A 21404-nucleotide genomic window follows, 5' to 3' on the forward strand; every position below is an offset into this window, starting at 1 on the left:
TCGTCCCGAACGACGCGCGCTACCAAACTGCGCCACACCCCGTGAAAAGCCTGCCTAGGATATCCGACCGGACACCCCGTAGCGAAATCGCCCGCCTAGCGTCTACTCCCTCGCCGTCAAGGTGAGCACCGTCGCCTCCGGTCGGCATGCGAATCTCACCGGTGCGAACGGAGATGTGCCAGCTCCGGCGCTCACGTGAAGCCACGCGTCGTCCGCTCCGGTGCCGTCGCCCGGCCAGGTAGACAGGCCCTTGACTCGGCGCCTATCCAGGTCACAATTGGTCACCAGAGCGCCAAACCCTGGCACGCACACCTGCCCACCGTGGGTGTGTCCGGCGAGCATGAGGTCCGCGCCGTCAGCGGCAAGCTCTTGCAACGCCCGGCGGTAGGGCGCATGCACCACACCAAGGTGTAGCTGCCCCCGTTCGCCAGTGTCCGGTGACGGCATGCGATCCCGCTCGATATGCGGGTCGTCCATGCCCACCGCAGACACGGCGAGACCTCCCACATCGAGAACCGCCCTCGCGTTGTTGAGATCGTGCCATCCCGCCTCAAGGAACACGCTGCGCAGTCTCTCGGTAGGCAGGCGCACCTGCGCGTGACGCGCCTTCGAGGGTCCCGCGAAGTATCCGAAGGGATTCTTCAGGTGGGGCGCGTAGTAGTCGTTGGACCCGAACACAAACAACCCGGGGACGGTCAACAGGCTCGCGAGCGCCTCGGCCAACGCAGGGACGGCATCAACGTGGGCAAGGTTGTCACCCGTGACCACCACCAGGTCTGGTCGTTCGTGCGCGAGCGACGCGGTCCAAGCGATCTTGTCTCGCTGGCCCGGGGTCAGGTGGAGGTCGGACAGGTGTAGCACCCGCACCGGCGCACTGCCCGGCGCGAGCAGTGGCACCGTGACCCTGCGTGTCGTGAAGGCGTGAGCCTCCGCAAACCCCCACGCCACGCACGCCGCCCCGGCCGCGCCGATGCCCAGCGCGGCCGCCATGGCTCGATTCATCTCGCCCTAGGGCCCGGGAGTGGGCTCAGGGGTCGGTTCTGGGTCCGGGTCTGGCTCTGGGTTGGGGTTCCACCCCTGCGACGGGTTATTCGGGGTCCAGTCGGGTGGCGGCCACGCGCCTCCCCACCAGTCGGCTGGCGCCACGTTCGGGTTCCAACCGGCAGGCCAGTTGTGCCACCAGCCGGGCAACGCGTCGGTGGACATGTAGTACGTCACGGTGCCGCCAGCCCTCATTGTCGCGTCGGCGACAGGCGACTGCTGGACTATTTGGCCCGCGGGAACTCCAGGCTGATACACCGGTTGGGCTGACTTGGCGTATTGGAAGCCAGCGTCATTGATTGCCCAGTGCGCTTCCTTCTCGGAGAGGCCCACCACGTCCGGCACCCTCAAATTGACGCCGTTAATCATGGAGTCTGACGCTGAGGGGAGACCGACCACCCCGTACGGCGCTATTGCCTTGGACATGAAGGTCTGCCAGGCAGGTCCTGAGATGTCGGCGCCGTACCAATACCTCTGGTACCTCCCGTTGATACTCATGAATCGCAAGGGGATGTCGGCGTCCGCGCTACCGCTCCACACGGCGGCCACGACTTGCGGCGTGTATCCCACAAACCACATGTGGGTGTTGTTCTGGGCCGTGCCCGTCTTGCCCGCCGAGGGGCGACCGATGCCGAGCCGCTTGCCGGTACCGGAGGTCATGACCTGGGTCAGCGCATAGGTGACACCGTCTGCGACCTCCTGCCTGATCGCTTGCGCGCAACTCACGCCTGGAGGTTCGATCGGGGTGCCGTCCTCAAGCGTCACCTCGGAGCCGTCGAGCTTGGTCATCGAGAGGATCGCACGCGGCTCACAATGGATGCCGCGATTGGCGAAGGTCTGATACACAGAAGCCATCGTCAGTGGCGAGGCGTTCTGCGAACCGAGCGTCGATGACGGAAGGACCTGGAAGTCCAGCCCATCCGCGCGGTGGAACCCGAGCGTCAGCGCCATGTCCCTGATCTCGCACAGGTCCAACTGGTTGGTCATCGCCACGTAGGAAGTGTTCACCGAGAGCGTGGTCGCGGTCAGCACCGACATCTGCTTGTTCTCAGACGCCAACGAGTTGCTCACTTTGTATGGGCTGGCGTAGTTCTCGCCCTCCGGACAGTTCGCGCGCCACGAGTCCGCCTCCCACAAGCGCGGAACGCCATCGATCGTCTGCATGAGGGGATGTCCAGAATCGAGCCACTCCGCCAAGACGAGCGGCTTGAAGGAAGAACCTGGGGAGAATCCTCGCGAGCCGCCGTACTCACGGTCCACCGCATAGTTGATGGCCGTGGAATACGGCTCCTTGGACGTCGGGTCAAACGAGCGATTCTGAGCCATGGCCAGGATGTTGCCGTTCGTCACGTCGAGGGCGACAAGCGCGTTCTCAAGGCCCGACTCGTCGTTCACGGGGATCTCGGCAAGCAAGGCCGCATTCGCCTCGACCTGCATGCGTGGATCGAGTGTCGTGACGATGTTGAGGCCGCCCTTGTAGAGCAACTGCGTCCCCTCGCCCTGGAATGCGGGATCGTTTGCGATCACCTTGGTCACGTAGTCGCAGAAGAACGGGGCAATGTCAGACGCCGAGCATGAGAACTTGGGGTACGAGACGTTGAGCGTCGACTCGAACGGCGTGTTGATGTACGTCACGTACTCGGCAAGCGTGATGAGACCCTGATCGCGCATCACCTTGAGCACGGTGTCGCGACGGAATGTGATGTCCGTGAAGTCGCCTTCGTCGAGCCCCTTCAGCGGATCCCATTTGGTCGGGTTCTGGGTGATACCCGCAATGGACGCCGCCTGGATCGCATTCAACTCGCTCGCATGAATGCCGAAGTACAACTGCGCGGCGGCCTCGGCGCCGTACAGGCGGGGGCCGTACTGCGCGATGTTGAGGTACTGCTGGAGCACCTGCTCCTTGCCACAGTCAACGACCGGGTCCTCGGAGCACGTGGTGCCGTAGATCTCGTTGAGCCGCTCCTCGTAGGCGAGCGCCAGGCGCCACTCCCTGATCTTGCGGGCCAGCGACACCTCGGTCGCCTCCTCAATGGCCTCGCGGCTCTCCGCCTCATCCCTGATGGCCTCCGCCGCCTGAAGCAGAGTGTTCTTCACCAACTGTTGAGTGATGGTCGACGCACCACGCGTGTCCTCAGTACTCACGTTCTCAACGGCGGCGCTCAGCAGACCCTCGCCGTCGACTCCGTTGTGCAACCAGAAGCGCTTGTCCTCGATCGCGATCTGGGCCTTCTGCATCCACGGCGAAATCTCTTCCAACGGGACTACCACACGGTTCTGCGTGTAGAAGGTCGCCAGCAGCGTCGTTTCGTCGGAGGCATAAATGGAAGACGCCTGCGGCAGCTCAGTCTGTTTGAACTCGTCCGGCAGTGACTCAAACACCGTGGCCGTGCCGTTGACGGCTTGACCGCCCACGGTGACCGCTGGCAGCGCGAGCCCGGCTACGAGCACCCCGCCCATGACGGAGAACAGCAGGAAGCCAGCGAGCGAGGTCACGAACTGAACAATCGTGACGCGTCCGTCGCGGCGCGCGCGGTCGGAAGTAAACAGTCCCATGGGAGAACCTTACGTCGTGAAGCGGGCGGACTGGAGAGCAAACGTGTGGCGACCCCTCCGGGTTCCTTGCCGGGGTTAGGCTCTTCGCATGACCACATGGGAGTATGCCACCGTTCCGCTCATCGAGCACGCCACCAAACAGATCCTTGACCAGTGGGGCTCAGACGGCTGGGAACTGGTCTCGATCGTCACTGGCCCGACCGGCGGGATCGTCGCGTATCTGAAGCGGCCCACCTCGTGACCCACTCCGCTCGTTTGGCTGCAGCGGGCCTGACGCTTCCGGAGGTTGCGGCCCCGGTGGGCAGTTACGTACCAGCCCTTCGCTATGGCGACCTGGTGACGACGTCTGGGCAACTTCCGTTCGTGGATGGCGCCTTGCAGGCCACCGGCATCGTGGGCGCCGACGGCGGGGTCACCGCGGAGGTCGCCGCGGCCTGTGCGCGCACCGCCGTGCTCAACGCAATCGCCGCCGCCGCCTCCGCAGCGGGCGGGATCGACGCGATCACCCAGGTGGTGAAGGTGACCGGTTTTGTCGCATCGGCGCCGAGTTTTGTCGGACAGCCAGCCGTGGTGAACGGCGCCTCTGACGTGCTCACGGAAGTCTTCGGTGACGCTGGCCGCCACGCGCGCTCCGCCGTCGGCGTCGCCTCTTTGCCACTCGGGGCACCCGTGGAGATCGAACTCACGGTAGCCGTCAAGCCGTAGACCTCACCGGCCCCAGGGTCTAGCGCGAGCGGGCCCGCAGACGCTCGGGCTCGTACACCTCAACGGCACCAATGTGGACGTCGATCCAGCCGCGAGACGCAAAGTCCGCGAGCGCCTTGTTGACGGTCTCTCGCGAGGCCCCCACCAACTGGGCGAGTTCCTCTTGCGTCAGGCCGTGGCGCACCGTGACGTGCCCGCGCTCCATCCGTCCAAAGCGGTGGCCGAGGTCGAGAATCGCTTTGGCCACGCGTCCGGGAACGTCAGAGAAGATGAGGTCGGCCATCGTGTTGGACGTGCGGCGGATGCGCTGAGCCAACGCCCTCAGCATGTGGCGGCTCATGTCGAGGTGATCGTCGAGCCACACATCCAAGGTGTCCTTGGCAAGCTCGTACACGATCGAGTCCTCCACGGCGTGGGCACGCGACATGCGTGGGCCTGGGTCAAACACGGTGAGTTCACCGAACATGTCGCCGACACCAAGCAGCGCCAAGAGGTTCTCGCGCCCGTCGCGCGCGGTGCGGGCCAGCTTCACCTTGCCTCGCACGAGGACGTACATGGCGTGGCCGTCGTCGCCTTCGCGGAACAGGGTCTCACCGCGAGACACTTCACGGCGCACCATCATGGCAATCAATGAGCGAGCGTTCTCGGCGTCCATTCCGCCAAAGAGCGGTGCGGAACGCAGCAGCTGTTCTTCGCGAGGATTTTCAGGCATGGCTCATCCTCGGTGTCAACGACGCCCGATGCGCCTCGCCCATTGCTTTCACCATGTCGCCCGTCACAGTCTCCAGGTTCTCACTGACTCGCGCTTCATATGACTCAAGACGCGCGGTCAGAGCGTCGATGCGCTCGATGCTACCGGGAATCCGGTGTGGGGCCTCTGTCCAGATTGCTGCAGCGAGTTCTGCGGAGGTGGGGGCATCGGCCGCCAGCGCCTCCCATGCGGAGTCAAGATCGATCGCGCCTGTCTCTCCCGGAGGGGCCACCTGCGCCACCAAGAGGTCGCGACGCGCCAGAAGAAGGCGCAGCCACCACCGGATCCGGGCCAGCTCTCGGCGCATCTCGCGGCGCTGGTGGCGCAACTGTGCGAGCGCAGCGTCACTACTGAGTGCCACGGACACCGCCCTTCGCGCCATGCGCCGGCGGATTGCCGGTCGTGAACTGTATCGGCGTCACACCGGCGAGCCTTGAGTCCCACCTACAGTTGAGACATGGCCACTCGCGGGACACTCACGGTCGCGGTCGCGAACGAGGCGCCGACCGTGAGCCTGGTGCGGCGGGCGAGAACCATCAACCGCACGCTGGCGCAGACCTATCCCCACGCCCATTGCGAACTCGATTTCGCGGGCGCCTTCCAATTGCTCGTCGCGACGGTGCTGTCTGCGCAGTGCACGGATGTGCGCGTCAACCAGGTCACGCCCGCCCTCTTTGCTCGCTTCCCCGATGCCGCTTCCATGGCGTCGGCGCCGCGAGAAGAACTCGAGGAACTCATCCGTTCCACGGGCTTCTTCCGCGCCAAAGCGTCGTCCCTCTTGGAGCTCTCCGCCGACCTGGTGCGCCGGTACGACGGAGAGGTCCCCGGCCGCTTGAGAGATCTGGTGGAATTGCGCGGCGTGGGCCGCAAGACCGCCAACGTGGTGCTGGGCAACGCCTTCAACGTGCCAGGGATCACCGTCGACACTCACATGGGGCGGCTCTCACGGCGCCTTGGCCTCACCGTCAACGACGACCCTGTGGCGGTCGAGCGCGATCTCATGGCGCTCATCGAGAAGCGCGAGTGGACGCTGTGGTCACACCGCATCATCTTTCACGGACGCAGGCGCTGCACGGCGCGCAAGCCCGACTGCGGCGGCTGCGAGATCGCCCGCTGGTGTCCTTCTGCAGGAAGCGTCGGCTGAGACGCTTAAGAACGACCGTGCTCTTCGAGCTCCCGCTCGTGCGCCATTTCTTTGGCATGCGGAGAATCGGGCACTGGCGTGGAACGCCGTTCGAACACGGACCGGTAGAACCGGTCGCGCCACATCAGGATCGCGGAGCCGAAGATCGCGGACAGCAGGGATGCCGCCAACACAGACATCTTCACCTCGGAGACGCGCTCGCCGTCGAACGCGAGGTCGCCGATGAGAAGCGACACGGTGAAGCCGATTCCTGCCAGACACGCCATGCCCAGTACGTCCCACCAACTGAGGCCGCGATCGAGAGACGCCCGCGTGAAGGTGGCCACGAGGAACGTGAACAGGAGGATTCCCAGGGGCTTGCCGATCACGAGGCCAGCCACCACTCCTTGCGCCACGGGGTCCGACGCGGCAACAGAGATGGCGGCGCCGTCGATGACGACTCCGGCGGCGAAGAGCGCAAACACTGGCACGGCCACTCCGGCCGAGATGGGCCGCCACCAGTGTTCCCAATGCTCTGCGAGGCTGTCGTCCTGGCCCTTTCTGGCGATGGCGGGGACAGCCAGTCCGAGCGCGACTCCCGCGATCGTGGCGTGCACCCCCGACTCATGCATGAATCCCCAGGCCATCAACGCCAGTGGCCCCAACACCCAGGCCGTCGTAATGCCCTTGCGGATCAGGAACCAAAACAGTGCAATACACAGGGCAGAGGCCCCCAGCCACGCGAACGCCAAGCTATCGCTGAAGAACACCGCGATGATGATGATCGCGAGGAGGTCGTCGACCACCGCAAGCGTGAGCAGGAAGGCCCTCAAGGCGTTGGGCAGCCATCGGCCCACGATGCTGAGAACGGCGACGGCAAACGCGATGTCGGTCGCGACCGGCACGGCCCACCCCGACAACGAACCGCTTTCGCCCCCAAGGTTGACCAGCACGTAGAGACCGGCAGGCACGAGCATGCCACCCACCGCCGCGACGATCGGCACGATGGCCGTGGACGGCTTGCGAAGTTCGCCAGCCACGATCTCGCGCTTGAGTTCCAAGCCGATCACAAAGAAGAAGATGGCGAGTAGGCCATCCTTGGCCCACGTCTCGAGCGCCAAGTCAAGGTGGAGCGCCTCCGGCCCGATCGCCGTGTTCTTCACGGTGTCGTACATGTCGGCCCAGCCCGAGTTCGCCCAGATGAGCGCCACCGCGGTGCCGATCAGCAGGAGGACGCCGCCGGCACGCTCCGTGCGCAGTACGTCCGCAAGGGTCTCCTCCGTCGACGGCGTCAGGCGGCTAAAGAGCCTGGCGGCGCGGGAGCGGGCCATCGGAACCTACTTTCGTTGTGGGGCTAGACCAACGTTGGCGTGTCCTAGCCTATCTAGCGTTGTGGGTGCGGATGCTGTCCTCAACGCCAGGGTGACGCGCACGCTTCCCCGCTCGATCTAGGCGTTCGCCGAGCGCGGCGCGGGATCAGCCGCGTGCTTCACTGGCAGCGGGTCAAAGCGGTAGCCGACGTTGCGAACGGTGCCAATGAGCTGCTCGTGTTCGGCACCGAGCTTGGCGCGCAGCCGTCGCACATGGACGTCCACGGTGCGAGTGCCGCCGTAGTAGTCGAAGCCCCACACCTCTTGAAGCAACTGGTCGCGGGTGTAGACGCGCCCTGGGTGCTGCATGAGGTACTTGAGGAGCTCGAACTCCTTGTACGTGAGGTCCAAGGGCCTGCCCTTAAGTCGCGCCGTGTAACCACCCACGTCCACTGTGAGGTCGCCCGATTGGTATTCGGCGGCCTTTTCTAGGGGATCGACGGACGACGCTCTTCCCAACAAGAGCCTCACCCTCGCCTCGACCTCGGCGGGGGCGGCGTCCGTGAGGACCACGTCGTCGGCCCCCCATTCGGCGGTGACTATCGACATCCCGCCCTCGCGGAGCACAAGCAGGAGGGGAACCTTCACCCCGGTGACCTGGACGAGCCTGCAATTGTTGCGTGCCTCAGCCAGATCGTTGCGGGCATCCACCACCAAGACGTCGGCGTCGAGGGCGTCGATCATCGCAGACGGCTCGGGCGCCACCACCCGGGTCCGGTGGCTGAGCAAGGCCAACGCGGGCAGCACCGCTGCGGCACCGTCTGTCGACGGCGTCAGCACAAGCAGGTCTGCCATGGCTACCTCCAGGTTGGGATTACCTTACCGTTAGCACTCGTGCCAGACTTACGCGCGTGAACCCCTCGACGCGTGCCACGGCGACTTTTGCTGCCGCTACCGTCGTCGCGGTGACGGGCCTGTATGGCACCCGTTATCTCGCTCTGGGTGTGAGCGCTCTGATCGTGGTGGCCGCCTTTGGGTGGCCGCGCCTGTTGCGGGTGTACCGCCGCCGAGTCAGCTCCGTGATCATCGCCACGTCGGGCGCGATCTCGGTGGTCGCGATCGGCGTGGGCCGCGGTGAGCCGTACTTGCGCTATGCCGTGGCGGCCGCTGGAGCGGCAGTGCTGCTCTCTTTGGCCGCCGAGGTCTTCTTCCCTTCGCCCCCCGGCCGCGCGGTCACGTCCGTCACCGGCATGATGTCCGGGGCGCTCGTCGCGGTGTCGGCCGGCGCTTGGGTGGCCGCGAACCGGACCGCGGGTGCGACGGACTTGGTGGTAGCGGCCGCGGCCGCGATCGCGGTGGCTGGCTTGGCCGTGGTCATCACCAAACGTCCCACGACGAACGCCCTGATCGCTCTGGCCCTTGGCACCTTGACTGGCGCCGCGTTGGGGCAGTTGTTCGACTCGATCAGTTGGGCCGGTGGCGCGTTGGTGGGCGTGGCCGGTGCTGCCTCCGTGGTGGTCGTCACCGAACTGACCAATCGGGAGCCCGCGCCGCGCAGAGCCTTGGCCGCGATCGCCTCCGGCATCACTCCTGTGCTGTCGGCTGGCGTGCTCGTGTATCTGAGCGGCCGACTGCTGGTGGGCTGACGTGGACGTGCTTGTCCGACTCATTGCGGTGCTCGTGCTGCTGGCCGCGAGCGCGGTCGTGTACGTGTGGTGGTCTCGCCGCCAGGGCCGGGTGCAGCGCGTTCATATTCCTGGGGCGCTCACACCGGAGGACTTGGGGGCACCCCGCGGCTTGCGTGCCACGTTCGTCCAGTTCTCCACGCCCATCTGTGCGAAGTGCCCACCCACGCGCGCCCTGCTGTTGCGGGTGGCTGAGGAGTATCCGCACGTGGTCCACATCGAGATTGACGCGTCTGAGCGGCTCGACCTCGCGCGTCGCCTCGACATCATGCGCACCCCCACCACGTTGGTGCTCGACGCCGACGGCGTGGTGGTCGCCCGCATGAATGGCGCCCCCACGCAGGCGCAGGCCCGCGAGGCGCTGGACGAGTTGCCGCCGCCAGGCGAGTACTCGATCTAGGTCCGCACACGCCCACCCCGATAGAATGTCCAGCCTACCCAGGAGGTCTCGTGTCCCCCACGTCTGACATTCAGATCGACCCGCGCGGATACCGATTCGGCGCGCTCGTGACGTTCGCCGTCGCGCTCACCGCCTTGGTGGTCGGCGCCAACACCGCCGGCATCGTGGTGGTGGCGGTGCTCACCGCGATGTTTGTGCCCGGCGCCACCATTGGCCCCCAGGTCACGTTGCAGTCCTGGCTGTTCCGCACGCTGATACGACCGCGTCTCGGTCCGCCGAGCGAAACCGAGAGCTTCCGCCCCCCACGCTTCGCCCAGCAAATGGGCCTTGTCATGGCGGCGGCCGGGCTCATCCTTGGCCTTGTCGGTGCGGACGCCGGTTACTACGTGTTCGCCGCGCTGGTGGCAATCGCATCGTTCCTCAATGGCGTGTTCGGCTTCTGCGCGGGCTGCGAGATCTACCTGCTCATGAAGCGCGCCACCAGCAAGGCTGCGTAACGTGCCGCGCTTGGTGGTCAAGTGCACGTGGGGTGCCGAGCGCCCCGAGACGCTGCTGCAGGCGTTCACCGTGGCAGCCACCGCTGCCGCCTCTGGTGTGGACGTGAGCCTGTGGCTCACGGGGGATGCGGTGTTTCAGGCCATGCCTGGCGTCGCGGACGTGGAGTTGCCACACAGTCCGCCGCTGTCACATTTGCGGGAGGCCGTACTTGCCGCGGGCACCGTGACGGTGTGCACGCAGTGCGTGCAGCGCCGGGACATCGGAGCGCGCGACCTGCTCGAGGGAGTGCGCATCGCGGGTTCAGCGGCCTTCGTGTCGGAGAGCTTGGACCCTGACACCACTGCGCTGGTGTACTGACCCGTCGGCGCGCCTACGCGTTGGTGACCTGAGCGGCCCTGCCTACACTGGAGAGACCATGACTGCACTCGAAGCGACCTTCACTGCTTTGGCCATCGCGTCCTTTGGCGCGACGGCGTGGATTGTCGGCATCGTCTTGTGGCGCGTGTTGAAGGCCCCCAAGCGGTGACGTTCACACTGCCGGACGATCTCGCGCCGGAGGTCTATCCGCTCGCGTGGCTGGTCGGCTCGTGGTCTGGACACGGAGTGATCGAGTACCCCGATATCCCGCGCACGGAGTTCAGGTCTGAGGTGTCGTTTGAGCACGATGGCGGCCCGTACCTGATCTATCGCTCCACGTGGACCGTGGTGGGCGCAGACGGCGAGCGCGGCCCGGTGTGGTCGAGCGAGCAGGGCTACTGGCGCGTGCCGCCCCAGGCGCCAGAGGGGCTCGAACTGGGCGAGAACCTGTACCCGGTGGAGTTGATGCTGGCTGATGCGTCCGGCTCGATCGCGTTGCTGATCGGCGCGGTGGGCAACGGCAAGATCGAACTCGCGTCGGACCTGATGGCGCGCTCGGCATCTGCCCCCGACGTTGGTGGGGCCTCCCGACTGTACGGACACGTGGGCGGGGAACTCATGTTCGCCTTCGACATTGCGGCCTTTGGAAACGACCTGCGTAGCTACGCATCGGGCCGGATGTCTCGCATCGAGGAATCGTGACGGCCCGCCCGGTCGTTGACCTGTCATGACCTCCGCACTCATTGCCTCTTCTCCCTTGCTCTCGCGCCCAGGCGCGGTGGCAGCCACCGGCCCCGATGCGGGGGTCGCGTGGCACTACGGGGATCCGACGGCTGAACAGAGGGCGCTCGAGGCTGGCGCTGCGGTGGTCGATCAGTCCCACCTTGGCGTGGTCACCGTCACCGGGCCGGACAGGCTGACGTGGCTCAATTCGCTCACCTCTCAAGAGGTGGCGACGCTCGCGGCAGGCGCCTCCACCGAGTTGATGATCCTCAATCCGCAGGGTCGCATCGAGCACGTGGCCGCCGCCGTTGACGACGGCGAGACCGCGTGGCTCATCACCGAGACTGCTGAGGGGCTTGCCTCCTTCCTTGACCGGATGCGCTTCATGCTGCGCGTCGAGGTCGCCGATGCCACGGCCGACTGGGCCGCGATTGGCGAGCCCAGCGCGGAGCGGGGCGCCGACGCAGGGGTCACGTGGGTGGACCCGTGGCCACACGTCGGCCCCGGTGGCACGTCGTACACGGATGCCGCGAGCGCCGAACCCGCAGAGCGGCCGTGGCGCCTCACGCTCGTCCCCCGTGCAGAACTCGACGCGGAGATTGACGTCCGCGTCGCTGCGGGCGCCCGGCTGGCGGGCACCTGGGCGAGCGAAGCGCTCCGCATCGCCGCGCATCGTCCGCGCTCCGCGACAGAGATCGACGAGACCACCCTTCCGCACGAGCTCGATTGGCTGCGCACCGCAGTGCACCTGCACAAGGGCTGCTACCGCGGTCAAGAAACCGTCGCAAAGGTCCACAACGTGGGCCGACCGCCGCGCAGGCTGACCATGCTGCACCTCGACGGTTCCGGCGCAGACCTGCCCGCGCTGGGTGCCGCTATCGCGCTGGCCTCCGACGGCAAGCCCGCCGGGCGGGTCACCTCCGTGGCGAGGCACCACGAACTGGGACCCATCGCGCTGGCCGTGCTCAAGCGGTCCACCGACCCGCGGGCGCCCCTCCACGTGGAGGGCGAGGACGGGCCGATCGACGCGGCTCAAGAGATCATCGTGAACGCGGAGGGCTTCTCTGCGGATAGGCCGCCCAAGCCTGGCCCCACCACCAAGGGACTGCTGATGGGCAAGGGCTGCGCCGCCGATGGCGGGGACATGTAGCGTGCCGAAAGGCCGCGCGGACCAGCATTCTCGGCTTCGACGGATGAGATAGCGTGGCCCGCGGAGGTAAGGGATGTTTTCGTTCTTGCAGTTCTTGGTCGTGGCCGCGATTTCCTACGCGGCTTTCGGTGCCGCCATCTGGGGCCTTGTGGACGCGTCCCGACGCTCCAACGAGGCCTTTGTGAGCGCCAGCAAGCAGACCAAGACGCTGTGGGTGGTGATCCTCGTGGTGGCGACGGCACTCCTCTTCATCTCGTTGCCGTTCCCCTTAGGAGGGGGTTCAGGGCCATTCGGCATCGTCGGCCTCGCCGCAGCGGTCGCCGTGATTGTCTACCACGTGGGCGTCAAGCCAGCACTGGGGCCCCATCGCAAGGGCCCCTCTGGCGGCGGCCGCAACACCCGCAACACCGGCGGCTGGTAGCGGCCGATGCGCGCCGTGCTGCAGCGGGCGTCGCGCGCCTCAGTGGTGGTCGATGGCCGGGAGGTCGCGGCCTTTGACCGCCAGGGCATCGTCGCGCTCGTGGGCGTGACCCACGAGGACGGTCCAGCTCAGGCCGAGACCATTGCCCGCAAGATCGCCGATCTCCGCCTGCTCGATGGCGAGCGCTCCGTCGCTGACGAAGACGCCCCCGTCATCGTCGTCAGTCAATTCACCCTGTATGCGGACACCCGCAAGGGCCGCCGCCCCACGTGGAACCAGGCGGCCCCTGGCCCGGTGGCCCAGCCGCTCGTCGACGCCGTGGTGGACGCGTTGCGCGAGCGGGGGCTCACCGTGGGCACAGGGGTGTTCGGCGCACACATGGAGGTGAGCCTCACGAACGACGGCCCGATCACGATCCTGCTCGAGGCCTGAGCGGCGCTACGGCGCCTGACGGACCAGCAGGTCGCCGACCTCGCAGTCGAGGGCCTCGCAGATGGCCACGAGGGTCGAGAAGCGGATGGCTCGCGCGCGATCGTTCTTGAGCACCGACAGGTTCACGAGCGATACACCCACGGTCTCGCTGAGCCGGGTGAGCGTCATGTCCCGCTGCTCGAGGAGCTCGTCGAGACGGCAGTGGATGCCGGTGTGCTCCGACTCCGCGGGGCTCATACGAGACCCTCTGTCTCGCGCTGCAGTCGCTCTCCAATTTGCAGGGCCACGCCTACCGCCGCGATCACCAAGACGGCAATGACGGGACCCAACGTGACCTCAAAGAGAGCGGCGTCGTAGGTGTAGTCGCTCGTGGCGGACATCGCGCCATTCGTGGTCATGGCGGTCAGGATCGTGTCCACGAACCAGCCGCCCACAATGACAGCCCCAGCCGCGTACGCGAGGCCAGCGGTTCCGCGCTCGAAGGCCCGGCCGCGGGCAAGGCGCACCATGAACGCGGCCGCGATCACCATGGCTGCGGTGATGACGAGGAACTGGGCGATGGGCTGGGCCCACAGGGCGAAGAGGGTGGCGGGCGCGGGGTCGGCGACGACGACGGTGGCGGTCTCGACGTCCACTGTCACCGGGGCGCCGTCGGGGCCAAGAGGCAGCGAAGCCTGCTCGTCCGCGAGCGGCACGAGCACGGGGATGTCGTGGCCGGGGGCGACCTCCATGAGTCGAATCACGGTGGCCGCGCCACCGGCGGCGATGGCCGCGATCGCGATTGCTGCAGAGAAGTAGAGGCTGATGCGTTCGCTGCGCTTGAGCGGAGCAGATGGGCTGTTCACGGTGAACTCCTTATCGTTTGTCGTTGTTATTGATAAACGATACATACGGTCGGCGTCCCCGTCAACCGGCGTCGGCCGCTGATCTCGCTGCGGTAACAACTCTCACGCCCAACGCGAACATGGGCATCGCGCACCGAGGCACGTGGTTAGCCTGATGACACGCCCCGAGGACTACTCCCTCGTGGCCGAGGAGGTTGAAGATGTTCGAACGGTTCACTGACAGGGCCCGTCGTGTGGTGGTGCTCGCCCAAGAAGAGGCGCGCATGCTCAACCACAACTACATCGGCACCGAGCACATCCTGCTCGGCCTGGTGCGCGAAGGCGAAGGCGTTGCAGCGAAGGCGCTCGAAGCGATGGACATCTCCCTCAACGGCGTCCGCGAGCAGGTGCAAGAGATCATCGGCGAGGGCTCGCACGCCCCCTCCGGTCACATCCCCTTCACGCCGCGCGCCAAGAAGGTTCTCGAGTTGTCACTGCGCGAGGCGCTGCAACTCGGCCACAACTACATCGGCACGGAGCACATCCTGCTCGGCCTCATTCGCGAGGGCGAAGGGGTCGCGGCACAGGTGCTCGGCAAGCTTGGCGCGGAGCTGAGCTCCGTGCGCCAGCAGGTCATCCAATTGCTGTCCGGCTACGAGGGCAAAGAGACCGCCGGTGCGGGTGCCGCCGTTGGTGGACCCCAAGAGGGCACACCCGCAGGTTCCACCGTGCTCGACCAGTTCGGCCGGAACTACACGCAAGCCGCGCGCGAAGGAAAGCTCGACCCTGTCATCGGCCGCGAGCTCATCATGGAACGCGTCATGCAGGTACTCAGCCGACGCACCAAGAACAACCCGGTGCTGATCGGCGAGCCGGGCGTCGGCAAGACCGCCGTCGTCGAAGGACTGGCCCAGGCGATCGTGCGCGGAGACGTGCCAGAGACGCTCAAGGACAAGCACCTCTACACCTTGGACTTGGGTTCGCTGGTGGCCGGTTCTCGCTACCGCGGTGACTTCGAGGAGCGCCTCAAGAAGGTGCTCAAGGAGATCCGCACGCGCGGCGACATCATCCTGTTCATCGACGAGATCCACACCCTGGTGGGTGCTGGCGCCGCCGAGGGCGCGATCGACGCCGCCTCCATCCTGAAGCCGATGCTTGCGCGTGGGGAGCTCCAGACCATCGGCGCGACCACTCTTGACGAGTACCGCAAGCACATCGAGAAGGACGCCGCGCTCGAGCGCCGCTTCCAGCCCATCCAGGTGCCGGAGCCGGAACTCAGCCACGCCATCGAGATCCTCAAGGGCCTGCGCGACCGCTACGAAGCGTTCCACCGCGTCACCATCACGGACGACGCCATCGTGGCCGCCGCGCAGATGGCAGACCGCTACATCTCCGACCGATTCCTGCCGGACAAGGCGATCGACCTCATCGACGAGGCGGGCGCGCGCCTGCGCATCCGTCGCATGACCAGCCCCCCAGAACTGCGCGACCTCGACGAGAAGATCGCCAACGTGCGCCGCGACAAGGAATCGGCAATCGACGAGCAGGACTTTGAGAAGGCGGCGTCGTTGCGCGACGTCGAGCGCAAGCTCACCGAGGAACGCTCCGAGAAGGAGCAGGCCTGGAAGTCTGGCGACCTTGACATCGCCGCCGTGGTGGACGAGGACTTGATCGCCGAGGTGCTCGCGATGTCCACCGGCGTGCCGGTGGCTCGCGTCAGCTCCGACGAGTCGTCTCGGCTGCTTGCCATGGAAGGCGAGCTGCACAAGCGGATCGTCGGCCAAGAAGCGGCCATCAAGGTGCTGTCGCAGGCGATCCGCCGCACGCGCGCCGGGCTCAAGGACCCCAAGCGTCCGGGTGGTTCGTTCATCTTTGCCGGCCCCACCGGCGTCGGAAAGACGGAGTTGGCCAAGGCGCTCGCCGAGTTCCTGTTCGGTGACGAGGACGCGCTCATCAGCCTCGACATGTCCGAGTACGGCGAGAAGCACACGGTGGCGCGTCTGTTCGGTGCCCCTCCCGGCTACGTCGGCTTCGAAGAGGGCGGACAGCTCACCGAGAAGGTGCGTCGCAAGCCGTTCTCCGTTGTCCTGTTCGACGAGGTCGAGAAGGCCCACCCCGACATCTTCAACTCGCTGCTCCAGATCCTGGAGGACGGCAAGCTGACAGACGCTCAGGGCCGCGAGGTGAACTTCAAGAACACCATCGTCATCATGACCACCAACCTGGGTGCCGACGCGATCTCCAAGCGTCAGGCGACCGGCTTCGCGATGGCTCAAGAGGGCGGCCAGACGTACGACGAGATGGTCAAGTTGGTGAACTCCAAGCTGAAGGAGCACTTCAAGCCAGAGTTCCTCAACCGCGTGGACAACGTGGTGGTGTTCCCGCAGCTCACTCAAGACGAGATCATCCAGATCGTGGACCTCATGGTTGCCCGCTTGGACGAGCGCATGAAGGACAAGGACATGGGCATCGAGCTCACGGACAAGGCAAAGAGGTTGCTGGCCGAACGCGGTTACGACCCAGTCCTGGGTGCGCGACCCTTGCGTCGAGCGCTCCAGCGCGAGATCGAGGACCCGTTGTCCGAGAAGATCCTGTTCGGCGAGATCACGTCCGGCCAGATCATCCGCGTCGACGCGCACGGCGACGGCGTCTTGGGCGAGTTCACGTTCGAGGGCATCGACAGGGACGCCGTGGTGGGCGAGCCCATCACCACCGACCCGGTGCCAGCGACCGCCGAGAAGTCCAACGGCTCAGCCAAGAACGACGAGGGCGACTCGAAGGAGTCCTAACCCTCCACCACGTCAAGGCCCCGTGCTCCCACAAGGGAGCCGGGGCCTTGTCGTGTCACGCATTTCAGCCAGGGCTAGAACGGCGCCACCCAAATGCGACCGACGGCCACAGCCACAGCCAGTATGCCGAGCATCATCGCGGGAGCGAAAACTCGAGGTCCGTCGCCATCACGCACGTGACGGGACACCGCGCCGATCATCACGAGGACCAGCCCTAGGGCGGCCGCCGGAACCAACCACGTCGCAATCCCTGTCACGGCTGGAAGGATCAGCCCAAGCCCGCCAGCGACCTCGGCGGTGCCGATGGCGCGGATGGCGGAGTCGGAGTAGTGCCTGGCCCAAGCCATTCCCTTCTCTTCCACCCTCCTGCCCTGGCTGATCTTCATCATGCCGGCCATCAGAAAGGCTGCGGCGGTCAAGCTCGCCACGATCCACAGTGCGATATTCATGTCATCTCCTTGAATGGTCCTGTGCCACCCCGATGTGGTAACACGTCACCACGGTTGTCTGGCCAACGCGACGCTGGGGCTGGCGCATTCCCTCGCAGTGTTTGGCGAGCAGTCAGGCGTGCCCGCGGCCAGCGCTAGTCTGGTTGGATGCTTCAGCGGGTACGCGCCGCCATCGTCGGCGGCATGGCGTTTCTCCTTGGGCTAGGCGCGATGTTCGTGTGGGACACCTTTGGCCCCGAGGGCACCCTCTTCGGCTCGGGCGGTCAGGACGGGCCTGGCGAGTTGTTGCTCGCCATCGACGCGGACGGCAGCGCGCTCTACGCGGTCTACCCTCACACCGGCGACCCCTATCGGGCCGACCCGTATCCGGAAGGCGAACGCCCTGGCATCGTGGTCGAGACCCAGCAGGGCACCCGCACCACGTTGCTCGAGGCCCAAGAGACTCCCGGTGTCGCGTGGACGGTGACGGGCGACCTCGACGGCACCGCCGCCGTAAAGCTTCGCGCCACCGGAGCCAGTGCCAGCGAGACCCACTACTTTGCAGGGTCCGTCGCGGGGCCCCTCGCCGAGGTGCCGTCGCCGACCGTTGACGGCGACCGCCTCGATACGGTGGACCATCAACTCCATGTAGCGGGCGACCGCCTGGTGGCCGCGACCGCTAGCGGCGACGCCCTGGCGCTGATCGACACCGCGTCGGGAGAGTCTCAGCTGGTCGCCACCGACATCGGTCGCGTCGCGTGGGTGCACCGTGACCTGTGCGCACCCCCTGATGCACGCGCCTTCACGATCGGCGCCTTGGATGAGGGAGCAGGCACCCAGTGGGTGGTCTCTCTGCCAGCGGGCGAGGCGCCGACGATGACGCAAGTGAGCTACCCGGCTTCGATGGGACTGGGCGCCCCCACCACGTCTTGCGGAGCCTCCTACGCGGCCGTCGTGAGCAGCTCGGCGGATGCGGGGCGCGAGGCCACCTTGTTCCAAGGCGGTGAGGTATGGGCAATCGGCGAGCCGGGCCAGGCCCTGGTTGGCGAGGTACTGCTTGGCCCCGACTACGTGTTGGTGGGCTCCTGGGAAGGCGAGCAGACCGCTGGCGGCACCTCGCTGGTGCGACGCAGCGACCGGTCATGGGTATGGATCGAGGACGCCCACTGCGGGCCGTGGCGGATGCGCGGCGAGTGGATCGCATATGTGAAAGACACGGGTGGTAGTTGCGAGGCCGTGGTCAAGCGCGCATCGGACGTGGGCTAGGCACCTCGCTAGGCTGAAAGCATGACCCTTCACACGCCGCACACCGCCGCTGAAGACCGCTACGACTCCATGACCTATCGCCGATGCGGTCGTTCCGGCATCCGCCTCCCCGCGGTCAGTCTGGGGCTGTGGCAGAACTTTGGCGATGCGACAGGGCTAGAACGCCAGCGCGACATCATCCTGGCCGCCTTCGACATGGGGATCACCCACTACGACCTCGCCAACAACTACGGTCCGCCACCCGGAAGTGCGGAGCGCAATTTCGGTGGCATCTTCAAGCGCGACCTGGCGCCGTATCGCGACGAGATCCTCATCTCCACCAAGGCCGGCTACGGCATGTGGCCGGGACCATACGGCGACTTCGGTTCCCGCAAGTACCTGCTCAGTTCACTCGATCAGTCGCTCAAGCGCATGGGGCTCGAGTACGTGGACATCTTCTACCACCACCGTCCCGACCCCGACACGCCCATCGAGGAGTCGATGATGGCCCTCGACCAGGCGGTCCGCTCTGGCAAGGCGCTGTACGCGGGCATCTCGAACTACGGACCGGACGACGCCGAGGTGGCCATCCGCATCCTGCGTCACCTGGGCACGCCGCTACTGATCCACCAGCCCCGCTACTCGATGTTTGATCGCCGCCCGGAAGAGGGGCTTCTCGACGTGCTCGGGCGAGAGGGCGTCGGCTCCATCGTGTTTTCGCCGCTCGCGCAGGGCATGCTGACCGACCGCTACCTCACGGGCGTCCCCGAAGGGTCGCGGGTCACCCACAGCCAGTTCCTGTCGCAGAAGAACCTGACGGACACCTACCTGGACAGGGCGCGTGCACTCAACGACATCGCGGTGGGGCGCAGGCAGACGCTCGCGCAGATGGCTTTGCAATGGGTGCTGCGTGACGACCGTGTCACGAGCGCGCTCATCGGTGCGTCGAGCGTCGAGCAACTCCGGGACAACGTTGCCGCGCTGAGCTTCGATCCATTGTCAGAGGACGAGATCGCGGCTGTGGAGCCGTACGCGGTGCACGGTACCGAGTGGCTCTAGCCGCTCCCCATCAATTCACAGTGAGGCTGTCGATCATCTCGTCAATACCGGCGCATCGATCGGACTCCACGTACTCCATGCACTCGACAAAGACGTTGGACCTACCCTCGCCTACCAGGTAGATGTCCGTGCGCACCATGAACGAGGTTTCCACTGGCGTGGCAGTGAACATGGTGACCTCCTCGCCTTGCGAGTTGACGTAGGACGTGGCCTCCGACCACTCCACGTCGCCTGACGTCTGCTCGAATCCACGCCGAGTGTTCTGGGCGTAGAGCTCTGGCGACACGTCGAAATCTAGTTGTGAGTGGAGCACGATCACCGCCTCTGACCCCTCCCCTGCGGGGCTGCGGGGGAACCACGCCCCCACAAGGGTCACCGTCTCTCCCACGGTCACCACGGGCTCGTCGCCCATGCCCTCGGCCATCTCAGCGGACTTGTCCGTCCAGCCCTGCGGCACCACAAAGGAGACGCCCACGTCAGGGTGATCGAATTGCACGTATCCGTCAGGAACCTCACGGTCTGCCAGCGGTTCCGTAGGGGCGTCGGAGACCGCTGGCTCGTCCGCTGGCTCGTCCGTGGGAGTCGCTATTGGCGATATGACGGCCAGGTCGACCTCGCCCGGCTCGTCCGAAGGCCCGCTGAGGGAATAGATGATGCCTCCGGCGATGAGGCCAAGCAACACCACGCCTGCCGCCACGATCCCCACGATCGCGCCGGTGCCTGGCGCGCGCCGGGGCTCGGAAACCTGCGCAAAAGGGGCTGCCGCGTAGGCCTGAGGCGTCGGAGCCGGTGCTGGCTTCACGTGGGTGTGCTCGGTCCATCGTTGGCCGTCCCAGTACCGCAGATTCCCCTGCTGCGATGGGTCGTCGTACCACCCGGGTGCCGCTGACATGTCCCCTCCTCAGCACCGCCCTCGGTGGCCGCGCCCCCTCAAGATACCGCTCGCTCACGCGAGGGCGAAACGGCCACGCTCGGCGTCCACCAACGCAACGAGCCCATCGACCACGAGCCCGTGGAGGCAACGGTCAATCTGGCCCGGCTCCACGTCGGCGAGCATCGCACTCCCGGCCACTGTCAAGGGGTCGGGCGACGCGCGCAGCAGCGCCAGGATCCGCCCGCGCACCTGCCGGTCAGTGCCGTGCCACGCCTGCGTGCGGCGCGGCGCATCGGCGAGGCCGGGCGATCCTGCCGCGACCCACTCGCACGTCGCGACCAGAGGGCAGTCTTGGCAGCGCGGCGCGCGCGCAGTACACACCAGCGCGCCCAGTTCCATGGACGCGGCCGCCCACCGCACCGCATCTGCAACCTCGGCGGGAACTACCTTCGCGGCAAGCTCGCGTTCATCCCGAGAGACGCTGGGGCCTGGCAGCGGCACCCCACGCCACGCCCGTCCGATGACCCGTCGCACGTTCGTGTCGAGCACCACCGCCCTGTGTCCGAACGCGAAGGTGAGCACGGCCGACGCCGTGTAGTCGCCCACGCCTGGAAGGGCGAGCAGGGCGTCGGCGTCGGCGGGGACCGCGCCGTCGTGCCGCTCCACGAGTGCCTGCGCGCATTCCCACAGGCGCTTGGCCCGGCGGGGATAGCCGAGGCGCTCCCACGCCCGCACCGCGTCGGCCTGAGTGGCCGATGCCAAGTCTGCTGGGGTGGGCCAGCGTTCCATCCACCGCTCCCAGGCGGGAAGGACTCGGACCACGGGGGTCTGCTGCAGCATCACCTCGCTCACAAGCACGCCCCACGCGCTGCACTCCGGCCGCCGCCACGGCAAGTCCCGCGCGTGCGAGTCGTACCACGTCGCGACGGCGCGAACCCTGGTCGCGTCGAGGCGTTCGGAGTGTGGCGGATACGGCATGGCCTTCATTGTTCCAGCGCTCACCCCGGCTACGGTGAGTGCATCGGAAGGAGGC

General features: G+C 66.5%; 25 protein-coding genes. 14 read left to right on the top strand and 11 right to left on the bottom strand.

Annotated features, from left to right (window positions below; translation table 11 throughout):
- Positions 1-102: 102 nt before the first annotated feature.
- Positions 103-1002, bottom strand: a complete 900-nt coding sequence (locus QZZ33_RS04240) for a metallophosphoesterase (RefSeq protein ID WP_291378398.1) — start codon at positions 1000-1002, stop codon at positions 103-105.
- 6 nt (positions 1003-1008) lie between these two features.
- The gene (locus QZZ33_RS04245; protein ID WP_291378400.1) at positions 1009-3597 is read right to left on the bottom strand and encodes a penicillin-binding protein; all 2589 of its coding nucleotides are present in this window, start codon (positions 3595-3597) and stop codon (positions 1009-1011) included.
- Between the two features lie 88 nt (positions 3598-3685).
- Here QZZ33_RS04245 and QZZ33_RS04250 point away from each other — a divergent pair, with 88 nt between their 5' ends.
- Positions 3686-3838 carry a DUF4177 domain-containing protein gene (locus QZZ33_RS04250; RefSeq protein WP_291378402.1) on the top strand — a complete coding sequence of 51 codons (153 nt, stop codon included), beginning with the start codon at positions 3686-3688 and terminating at the stop codon, positions 3836-3838.
- Positions 3835-4302: a RidA family protein gene (locus QZZ33_RS04255; protein WP_291378403.1), complete on the top strand. Its 468-nt coding sequence runs from the start codon at positions 3835-3837 to the stop codon at positions 4300-4302. The genes QZZ33_RS04250 and QZZ33_RS04255 overlap by 4 nt, the downstream gene beginning before the upstream one ends.
- A 19-nt stretch (positions 4303-4321) precedes the next feature.
- Here QZZ33_RS04255 and QZZ33_RS04260 read toward each other — a convergent pair whose 3' ends face one another.
- Together QZZ33_RS04260 and QZZ33_RS04265 are read right to left on the bottom strand one after the other, a co-directional pair.
- Positions 4322-5014 (bottom strand): Crp/Fnr family transcriptional regulator, encoded by a 693-nt coding sequence (locus QZZ33_RS04260; protein ID WP_291378405.1) that lies wholly within the window; start codon positions 5012-5014, stop codon positions 4322-4324.
- Positions 5007-5414 carry a hypothetical protein gene (locus tag QZZ33_RS04265; protein WP_291378406.1) on the bottom strand — a complete coding sequence of 136 codons (408 nt, stop codon included), beginning with the start codon at positions 5412-5414 and terminating at the stop codon, positions 5007-5009. The genes QZZ33_RS04260 and QZZ33_RS04265 overlap by 8 nt, the downstream gene beginning before the upstream one ends.
- Before the next feature lie 96 nt (positions 5415-5510).
- Between QZZ33_RS04265 and nth the strand changes: the two genes are divergently transcribed.
- Positions 5511-6197, top strand: a complete 687-nt coding sequence (gene nth, locus QZZ33_RS04270; RefSeq protein WP_291378408.1) for an endonuclease III — start codon at positions 5511-5513, stop codon at positions 6195-6197.
- A 5-nt stretch (positions 6198-6202) separates the two neighbouring features.
- Here the strand turns inward: nth and nhaA are convergent, their stop codons facing one another.
- Both nhaA and QZZ33_RS04280 read right to left on the bottom strand, forming a co-directional pair.
- Entirely contained in the window at positions 6203-7507 is a 1305-nt protein-coding gene (nhaA, locus tag QZZ33_RS04275; RefSeq protein WP_291378410.1) for a Na+/H+ antiporter NhaA, read from the bottom strand.
- Positions 7508-7624: 117 nt separating this feature from the next.
- Positions 7625-8341: a response regulator transcription factor gene (locus QZZ33_RS04280; protein WP_291378411.1), complete on the bottom strand. Its 717-nt coding sequence runs from the start codon at positions 8339-8341 to the stop codon at positions 7625-7627.
- 56 nt (positions 8342-8397) lie between these two features.
- Between QZZ33_RS04280 and QZZ33_RS04285 the strand changes: the two genes are divergently transcribed.
- The 8 genes from QZZ33_RS04285 to dtd all read left to right on the top strand — a co-directional run bounded on the left by QZZ33_RS04285 (position 8398) and on the right by dtd (position 13152).
- The gene (locus QZZ33_RS04285) at positions 8398-9132 is read left to right on the top strand and encodes a hypothetical protein (protein WP_291378412.1); all 735 of its coding nucleotides are present in this window, start codon (positions 8398-8400) and stop codon (positions 9130-9132) included.
- A gap of 1 nt (position 9133) precedes the next feature.
- On the top strand, positions 9134-9571 hold the full coding sequence (locus tag QZZ33_RS04290) for a thioredoxin family protein (RefSeq protein ID WP_291378413.1): 438 nt from the start codon (positions 9134-9136) through the stop codon (positions 9569-9571).
- A gap of 50 nt (positions 9572-9621) precedes the next feature.
- Positions 9622-10068 carry a DUF4395 domain-containing protein gene (locus QZZ33_RS04295; RefSeq protein ID WP_291378414.1) on the top strand — a complete coding sequence of 149 codons (447 nt, stop codon included), beginning with the start codon at positions 9622-9624 and terminating at the stop codon, positions 10066-10068.
- A gap of 1 nt (position 10069) precedes the next feature.
- Entirely contained in the window at positions 10070-10426 is a 357-nt protein-coding gene (locus QZZ33_RS04300) for a DsrE family protein (protein WP_291378415.1), read from the top strand.
- 165 nt (positions 10427-10591) lie between these two features.
- Complete coding sequence (locus tag QZZ33_RS04305; RefSeq protein WP_291378416.1) at positions 10592-11128, top strand: FABP family protein; 537 nt, start codon at positions 10592-10594, stop codon at positions 11126-11128.
- A gap of 25 nt (positions 11129-11153) precedes the next feature.
- Positions 11154-12299, top strand: coding sequence for a folate-binding protein (locus QZZ33_RS04310; protein ID WP_291378417.1), 1146 nt, complete (start codon positions 11154-11156; stop codon positions 12297-12299).
- A 73-nt stretch (positions 12300-12372) separates the two neighbouring features.
- Positions 12373-12720, top strand: coding sequence for a DUF2516 family protein (locus QZZ33_RS04315; protein ID WP_291378418.1), 348 nt, complete (start codon positions 12373-12375; stop codon positions 12718-12720).
- A gap of 6 nt (positions 12721-12726) precedes the next feature.
- Positions 12727-13152, top strand: a complete 426-nt coding sequence (gene dtd, locus QZZ33_RS04320; RefSeq protein ID WP_291378419.1) for a D-aminoacyl-tRNA deacylase — start codon at positions 12727-12729, stop codon at positions 13150-13152.
- 6 nt (positions 13153-13158) lie between these two features.
- Here the strand turns inward: dtd and QZZ33_RS04325 are convergent, their stop codons facing one another.
- Positions 13159-13389: a helix-turn-helix transcriptional regulator gene (locus QZZ33_RS04325; protein WP_291378420.1), complete on the bottom strand. Its 231-nt coding sequence runs from the start codon at positions 13387-13389 to the stop codon at positions 13159-13161.
- Positions 13386-13997 carry a hypothetical protein gene (locus tag QZZ33_RS04330; protein ID WP_291378421.1) on the bottom strand — a complete coding sequence of 204 codons (612 nt, stop codon included), beginning with the start codon at positions 13995-13997 and terminating at the stop codon, positions 13386-13388. Before QZZ33_RS04330 ends, QZZ33_RS04325 begins: the two co-directional genes overlap by 4 nt.
- 200 nt (positions 13998-14197) lie before the next feature.
- Between QZZ33_RS04330 and QZZ33_RS04335 the strand changes: the two genes are divergently transcribed.
- Positions 14198-16765 (top strand): ATP-dependent Clp protease ATP-binding subunit, encoded by a 2568-nt coding sequence (locus QZZ33_RS04335; RefSeq protein ID WP_291378422.1) that lies wholly within the window; start codon positions 14198-14200, stop codon positions 16763-16765.
- Positions 16766-16839: 74 nt separating this feature from the next.
- Here the strand turns inward: QZZ33_RS04335 and QZZ33_RS04340 are convergent, their stop codons facing one another.
- Entirely contained in the window at positions 16840-17214 is a 375-nt protein-coding gene (locus tag QZZ33_RS04340; RefSeq protein WP_291378423.1) for a DoxX family protein, read from the bottom strand.
- Positions 17215-17361: 147 nt separating this feature from the next.
- Here QZZ33_RS04340 and QZZ33_RS04345 point away from each other — a divergent pair, with 147 nt between their 5' ends.
- Together QZZ33_RS04345 and QZZ33_RS04350 are read left to right on the top strand one after the other, a co-directional pair.
- A complete protein-coding gene (locus tag QZZ33_RS04345) occupies positions 17362-18459 on the top strand; it encodes a hypothetical protein (RefSeq protein ID WP_291378424.1) in 1098 nt (365 codons plus the stop codon).
- Between the two features lie 21 nt (positions 18460-18480).
- Entirely contained in the window at positions 18481-19497 is a 1017-nt protein-coding gene (locus tag QZZ33_RS04350) for an aldo/keto reductase (protein ID WP_291378425.1), read from the top strand.
- Positions 19498-19507: 10 nt separating this feature from the next.
- On the opposite strand, the gene QZZ33_RS04355 is transcribed toward QZZ33_RS04350, so the two are convergent.
- Together QZZ33_RS04355 and QZZ33_RS04360 are read right to left on the bottom strand one after the other, a co-directional pair.
- On the bottom strand, positions 19508-20389 hold the full coding sequence (locus QZZ33_RS04355) for a DUF2510 domain-containing protein (RefSeq protein ID WP_291378427.1): 882 nt from the start codon (positions 20387-20389) through the stop codon (positions 19508-19510).
- A gap of 54 nt (positions 20390-20443) precedes the next feature.
- Positions 20444-21349: an A/G-specific adenine glycosylase gene (locus tag QZZ33_RS04360; protein WP_291378428.1), complete on the bottom strand. Its 906-nt coding sequence runs from the start codon at positions 21347-21349 to the stop codon at positions 20444-20446.
- Positions 21350-21404: the final 55 nt, after the last annotated feature.

It is taken from the genome of Demequina sp. (genome assembly GCF_016278775.1).
Lineage (GTDB): Bacteria > Actinomycetota > Actinomycetes > Actinomycetales > Demequinaceae > Demequina.